Raw genomic sequence first — 204 nt, 5'->3', positions numbered from 1 at the left:
TTGCGCTTGTAGAAGATTCTCATTGCTGGTTGTATCATAGGTAAAAACCGTTGGATTGTAACTCTTATTGCTGATTTGCTCTGTAATGCTTAACAGACGATCGTATCCCAGGGAGGTTGCCTCGCTTTTTAGAATGTACTTTCTACAGTAATTAGTATCACCATTACCAATCACCCTGATCTGATTGAGGATCAGATCATTTAC

The 204-nt window shown here is 39.2% G+C and carries 1 protein-coding gene; it reads right to left on the bottom strand.

Annotated elements, in window-relative coordinates; translation table 11 throughout:
- Window positions 1-204: hypothetical protein (locus AC6CH4_RS26085; RefSeq protein ID WP_498108269.1), on the bottom strand; the 204-nt coding region annotated here is incomplete at both ends.

The organism is Flavobacterium sp. GQ95 (assembly GCF_059758655.1).
This window is presented reverse-complemented; position numbering and strand designations above follow the sequence as displayed.